Origin of the sequence: Streptomyces glaucescens, from assembly GCF_002154375.1 — a bacterium.
Classification (GTDB): Bacteria; Actinomycetota; Actinomycetes; order Streptomycetales; family Streptomycetaceae; genus Streptomyces; species Streptomyces glaucescens.
The window spans coordinates 1-6,057 of the sequence record NZ_MUND01000572.1 but is presented as its reverse complement, the minus strand read 5'-3'; the positions used below and the strand labels follow the sequence as shown (position 1 = coordinate 6,057).

Annotated in this window: 4 protein-coding genes; 3 read left to right on the top strand and 1 reads right to left on the bottom strand. The window is 75.9% G+C overall.

Translation table 11 applies throughout. The features are described from left to right. Positions 1–138 precede the first annotated feature (138 nt). The 3 genes from CCN42_RS45735 (at position 139) to CCN42_RS32080 (ending at position 5,095) form a co-directional block, all read left to right on the top strand. On the top strand, positions 139–1,152 hold the full coding sequence (locus CCN42_RS45735; RefSeq protein WP_086740870.1) for an SMI1/KNR4 family protein: 1,014 nt from the start codon (positions 139–141) through the stop codon (positions 1,150–1,152). 8 nt (positions 1,153–1,160) lie between these two features. Then, positions 1,161–4,034 carry an SUKH-4 family immunity protein gene (locus tag CCN42_RS32085; protein ID WP_086740868.1) on the top strand — a complete coding sequence of 958 codons (2,874 nt, stop codon included), beginning with the start codon at positions 1,161–1,163 and terminating at the stop codon, positions 4,032–4,034. 170 nt (positions 4,035–4,204) lie between these two features. Further along, complete coding sequence (locus CCN42_RS32080; RefSeq protein ID WP_086740867.1) at positions 4,205–5,095, top strand: cellulose-binding protein; 891 nt, start codon at positions 4,205–4,207, stop codon at positions 5,093–5,095. Positions 5,096–5,125: 30 nt separating this feature from the next. Here CCN42_RS32080 and CCN42_RS42835 read toward each other — a convergent pair whose 3' ends face one another. Then, complete coding sequence (locus tag CCN42_RS42835) at positions 5,126–5,878, bottom strand: DUF3592 domain-containing protein (protein ID WP_158102158.1); 753 nt, start codon at positions 5,876–5,878, stop codon at positions 5,126–5,128. Between the last annotated feature and the right edge of the window lie 179 nt (positions 5,879–6,057).

Here is a 6,057-nt window from a genome sequence, read left to right as displayed (position 1 = left end):
GTCCCGCACGCCGACCGCGCCGGGCGCGGTCGGCGTGCTGGACCGCGGGGCGCCGTCGGAGCAGAGAAGTCGATACGGGGCGTAGTGGCCGGAGTCGGTCGTTGCGCGTCGTACAGAGTGCCGCAGGGGGCAACCGCCATGACGACAGGTCGGCTCGGGCTGGGGGCACCTCCCGGCCGCCAGGCCGGGGGACAAGCCGCGCCGCCGAACGCGGCCTACGCCGGGCAGGTCGTGCATTTCCCGGATCCGGTCCGGGCGGCCCGTCATCCGAGAGGGGTGCGGGTGGACGAGCGCGGCTATCCCGACTTCTCCCCGTATGCGCGGGCGGCGGCGGAGATCGCCGAGCCGCCGGAGGGTTTCGGTGTCGACGAGCTGCGGCTGACCGACTACGTCTCGGCGAACGCGGCGCTGGCGGCGTCCGGGCACGAGCTGTGGGACACGATCCCGGCGGTGGCGACGCCGCACGGCTGGACGTGGCATCACGTGGTGGGGTCGCGGCGGATGGAGCTGGTGCCGGTCGAGGTGAAGGCGCTGCTGCGGCATCACGGCGGGATCGCGACGGCGTCGGTGGACCAGGGCAAGCGGGGCACGCGGCCGTTGCAGGAGACGCGTCCGGCGCATTTCGGGCTGCCGAAGTCGGGTGTGGCGGTGAGTGAGGCGCAGGTGCAGGGGGTCGAGGAGGATCTCGGTTACCGGCTGCCGGGTGCCTACCGGTCGTTCCTGAAGGCGGCGGGTGGGTGCGCGCCGGTGGGCACCGCGCTGGACGCGGAGCTGGGGCTGCTGATCGACCAGCCGTTCTTCACGGTGCGGGACGAGGCCGCGGTGAACGACCTGGTGTACGTCAACAAGTGTCTGCGGGATCACCTGACCAAGGACTATCTGGGGGTCGGGTTCGTGCAGGGCGGTCTGCTCGCGGTGAAGGTGAAGGGCGAGCGGGCCGGTTCGGTGTGGTTCTGCGCGTACGACGACGCGCGGGACGTGGATCCGGCGGTGCCGCCCGCCGAGCGTGTGGAGCGGCTGCTGCTGCCGTGCGGGGACGACTTCGACGTGTTCCTGTCGCGGCTGGCGGGCAGTCCGCCGGAGTTGGAGACGGTGGCGAACTTGATGGTGGACGGCGGTTTCGCGCGGTCCGTGCCGGTGTCCGGGGAGTGAGCTGACCGATGGTGACGTACGCGCAGGCGCAGGAGCGCGCGGAAGAGTGGGTCAACGGCGATGTGCCGTCGTACCAGCATCGTGAGGTGCGGGTGCGGGAGTTCGAGCTGGGCTTCGTGGTGTGGGCGGAGGACCGGGAGGACGGTCCGCGTTCGGACGGCGGTGCGCAGCGGCTGGTGATCGCCCGGGACAGCGGGGAGGCCACGCTGTGGCCGTCGCTGCCGGTGGGTGAGGTGATCCGCCGGTACGAGGAGGAGTACGGCCGTGAGGGTGTGGCGCAGGAGCCGGTGCCGGCGCCGGCGGCCCGGGTGGATCTGAATCAGACGTCGTTCCTGCTGACTCCGCCGGAGTGGTTGCAGGACGCGGCGGACAGGCTGGGCATTCCGGATCAGCGGGAGTCGCGGGGCGGGGCGTCGCGGGACGCGTCGCCGCGGGATGCGGGGTCGCCGGGGGTGGAGCCGCAGGGCGCGGTGTCCGGGCCGGGGGCTCCCGAGGACGCGGTGCCGGGGCCGGCCGCTCCGGCCGCCGGGCCGGCGCTGCCGGAGACCCAGGCGGGTATTCCGACGGGTGCGGCGGGCGCTTCGAGTGCTTCGGGCGCGGCGGGCGCTTCGAGTGCTTCGGGTCCGGCGGTGCCGGGCGGCCCGTCCGGTGCCACGTCCGGTGGCGCGCCGGGTGTGCCCGCGGGGGCCACTCCGTGGGCCGGGACCGACACCAACGCGGATGCCGGTGAGGACCGTTCGGTGCCGCTGCCGGAGACCGTGTTCGCGCCGCCGCTGAGCGGTGTGGACGACGAGGTGCCGCCGGCGGTGGTGCCGGAGGCGAAGACGGCGCTGATCCAGGGTGGCAGCCGGCTTCCGCCCACGGCGATCGCGCCCGCGCTGAACGACCCGGGCGCGCAGGGCGCCCAGGGGGCTCAGGGCGTGCAGGGCGCGGCGGCTGGTGCCGCGGGTGCCCCTGGGATGCCGGGTGCGCCGGGTGTCCCGGGTGGTCCGGGTGCCCCTGCGGCGCAGGTTGCCCCCGCGCCGCCGAGCGCCCCGGGTACGCCGCCTCCGCCCTCCGCGCCGCCCGTGCCGGGGGCGCCGGTCCCGGGCGCCCCGCAGGGGAGTACGCCGCCTCCGGTCCCTCCGGTCCCGCCGGGCAGCGTGCCGCCGCCCGCGCCGCCGGGCAGTACGCCGCCCCCGGGGCCGGGTGCGCCGTCCTACGGTTACCCGCAGGCGGGCGGTGCCCAGCCGGCGCCGCCGCACCCCGGGGACATCGCCGACGCCGCCACCAGCAAGGCGGCCCCGCCGCCGCGTCGTGGCCGGGGCGGGGGCGCGACGCCGCCGCCTCCGCCGGGTGCGCCGGGCACTCCGGGCGCACGGCCGGGCGGTACGCCTCCTCCGGCGTCCGCTCCGGGCACCCCCTCCGGCGGTGCCTACGTGCCCACCCAGCTCGTGTCCGCCCTCGGGCCCGACGGCCCCCAGGGTCCGGCCGGTCCGGGTGCGCCGCAGCCTCCGGGTGCGCCGAACACCCCTGGCGGTACGCCTCCGGGCGGTGTCCACCACGCGGCGACGATGCTGGCCGACCCGTCGCAGATGGGGCCGGGCGCGCCGCAGCCTCCGGGTCCTCCGGGGGCCCCTGGGGCGCCGCAGCCCCCGGGCGTTCCCGGTGCTCCGGGTGCTCCGGGTGCGCCCGGTGCCGTGCATCACGCGGAGACCATGCTGGCCGCGCCGCCGGTCGGCGGTCCGGGCGCGCCCCCGCCGCCGCAGGCCCCGGGTGTGCCCGGTGTCCCGGGCGCCCCTGGGATGCCTCCGGGCGCCCCGCAGCCGATGCCGCCCGCGCTGGGTCAGCCGGTGCCCGGTCAGCCGTTCCCGGGGCAGCCCGTGCCGGGTGCGCAGCCGCCGGCGTACGGCTATCCGCAGCAGGGGCAGCCGACGGTCGGTCCGGGCTACCAGGCCGTGCTGCGCTACCGCGCGCAGGACGGTTCGGAGCAGCAGCTGATCCGGCGCTCGGCGCCGGGCACCCCGCACCCGGAATGGCAGATCTTCCACGAGCTGCGGGCGATGAACGTGCCGCCGGACCAGGTGCTGGAGCTGCACACGGAGCTGGAGTCGTGCGAGCTGCCGGGCGCCTACTGCGCGCGGATGATCCGGGAGCAGTGGCCGCAGGCGCGGATCACGTCGATCGCGCCGTACGGCACGGACCACGCCAGCCGGCAGCAGGGCATGCAGCAGCTGCTGGCCCACCAGGGCGAGTTGCACCAGGTCGCGGACGGTCCCGCGCGCCCCGCTCCGGTGCGCGCGCCGCTGCCGCCGGTGCAGCCGCTGCCGCCGGTTCCGCCGGAGGGTGTGGCGCAGGAGCTGGCGGCGGCGTTCGGGCCGGGTGTCTTCCGGTTCGAGCAGGCGGCGGTGTCCCGGCAGGGCGTGCCGCCGATCGTGGCGCACACCCTGGTGGTGGCCGGTCTGCCGGTCGACATGGGGCCGTTCTTCTGGGCGCAGGCGCAGCCGGGGCGGCCGGTGCCGACGCTGGCGGAGCTGGCGCAGGAGCGCGGGGTGCAGCCCGCGGCGGACGCGGGTTCCTACCTCGTCATGGGCAGCGACTTCGGCAAGGCGATCTGTGTGCAGTACGGCACGGCGAACATTGTCGCGGTGCCGGTGGAGGCCGGGCCGGGCGGGGCGCCGGTGCCGCCGCAGTTCGTGAACACCGGTCTGCCGGAGTTCGCGCGCTGTCTGGCGCTGCTGGGCCGGATGTGGCGGCTGCGGTTCGGGCTGAACCAGGAGCAGGCGGGCCGCTGGACCGTCGACTTCCAGGCCCAGTTGGCCGCTCTCGACCCGGCGGCGCTCGGTTCGCCGGAGAGCTGGTGGTCGGTGCTGCTGGAGCAGATGTGGGACGGGCTGCTGTGACAGCGGCGGCGTTCTGACGGTGTGTGAGCAAGGGGCCTGGCCCGGTCCTCCCCGACCGGGTCAGGCCCTTTTGTGTGCACCTTCCGCGTGAAGTGTCATGCTCCAGGTGCTTTCTGTCGATCCATCAAGATGTGCACGAGATCAGGTGGTCGGTGGAAAGGGGCTCCAGAATGAGCGGTGCGTCGGTGTCCCCGTACGGCTTCGCGACCGTCCGGGGGCGTGGTTACCGTCCTGAACAGGTCGACGCGTTCGCCACGGCGCTCTGCCGGGACCGCGACGCTGCCTGGGAACGGGCGGCCCGCCTCACTGTGCTCGCCAAGGAGATGGAGGCGGAGGCGGAGCTGCTGAGGGCGGCGGTGGCCCGGCTGGCGCCGCAGACGTACGAGGCGCTGGGGGAGCGTGCCCGGCGCCTGTTCCAGCTCGGGGAGGAGGAGGCGGCGGAGGTGCGGGAGCGGGCCCGGTGTGAGGCGCACGAGCGGGTCGCGCGGGCCGAGGAACGCGCGCTGGAGGTGCGCCGGGCGGCGGAGGCGGACGCCGGTGCGCTGCGCGCGGACGCCGAGGAACGGGCCCGGCAGCGGTTGCTCGCGGCCCGGGCCGAGGCCGACGAGATCCGGGTCGCGGCCCGGCGGGAGGTGAAGGAGCGCCGCACCGAGGCGCTCGCCGCCCTGCGCGAGGTGCGCCGGCGCACCGCCGCCCTCCTCGCCGACCAGGAGAAGGACCACGCCGAACGGTGGGAGGCCGCCGAGCGGTCGGCGGCCGCGCGCGCCACCGCGCTGGACGCCCGCCACGCCGAGCTGACGGCGCGGGCCGAGGCCGCGCTCGCCGAGGCCGAGGAGGCCTTCGCCGACGCGGAGGAGTCCGCCCGGTGCCGGCAGGAGGAGGCTCAGGTGCGGGCCGCCGAGATCGTCGCCGAGGCGCGGGCGCGGGAGGAGCGCATCGCCCGTGAGACCGAGCGGGTGCTGCGGGAGCACGGGGAGCGCTGGGACGACGTACAGGCGCACATGGACCAGGTGCGGGACAGCCTCGCGGCGCTCACGGGCGGGCGCACGCCGACGGAGTGAAGCGGGCGCGGCGCGCCGGGCGGCTGTCGCTCACAGCGGTGTGAGAGCCCGTACGACACCGGTGAGCGCCACCAGGGCGGCGCCCGCGCCGAAGGCGGCGACGAAGAGCCCGGCGGCCAGGTGGCCGAACGCCCGCGCTCCCCGGACCCGCGTCGGGTCCTGCGGGTCGTAGGTGACGTCGACGCCGGGGTTGGACAGGCGCTTGAGCACCGTCACCGAGGATTCCTGGGTCAGGGTCCGGCCCGTGACCGTGGTGAACCGGTAGACGGGGTACATGGCCTGCTGTCTGGTCGAGGTGATGTACCGGACGACCTGGCCGGGCACCGTCACCCCGCGCCGCCGCAGGATCCAGGGATCGCGCAGGAAGAACCGCCAGGCGACGGCGAGCAGGACGCACCCCGTGGGGCCGGTGGGCGCGGCGGCGACGACGAGTCCGGCTTCGGAGTCGCTCTCCACGCCGCCGGCGGCCAGGACGATCAGGAGCAGCCAGCCGAGCACCAGCGCCGTGATGCGGGACGCGCGCGTGGACAGTCCCGGCAGTTCGAGGGGGCGCGTGCCGGTGGTGATCAGCGCCTGCCCGTCCGCGACGGGGGTGACCCCGGTCAGCGCGCGCCCCAGCGCCTCGGTGAACGCCTGTACGGCGGCGGTGTTGCGGCTGCGGACGGTGAACGCTGGGGCCGGTCCCGCGCCGCTGATCCGCAGGGCGGCGTAGCGCCAGTCGTCACCCCGCTCGACCGCCTCGACGGCCCGCAGGGGTATCTCCCACACGGTGCGTCCGCGCACGACCCGCAGCTTTCGGCCTTCCAGCCGGAAGGTCCCCCCGCGTCCCTTCAATACCACCTGTGTCTCCCCCATGAGGGCGGAGCCTAGGTCGTGTCCGCAAAGTCCCGTCGTCCGCCCGAAGGGCGGGCCCCGCGGCGTCTGGTGCGTGCTCTCGGCGCGCCGGGCGGAGTCCCTCGTAC

What these genes read in the sequence shown, in the direction of transcription:
- CCN42_RS45735 (WP_086740870.1), top strand. Translation starts at nt 139, where the DNA reads ATGACGACAGGTCGGCTCGGGCTGGGGGCACCTCCCGGCCGCCAGGCC.
- CCN42_RS32080 (WP_086740867.1), top strand. Translation starts at nt 4,205, where the DNA reads ATGAGCGGTGCGTCGGTGTCCCCGTACGGCTTCGCGACCGTCCGGGGG.
- CCN42_RS32085 (WP_086740868.1), top strand. Translation starts at nt 1,161, where the DNA reads ATGGTGACGTACGCGCAGGCGCAGGAGCGCGCGGAAGAGTGGGTCAAC.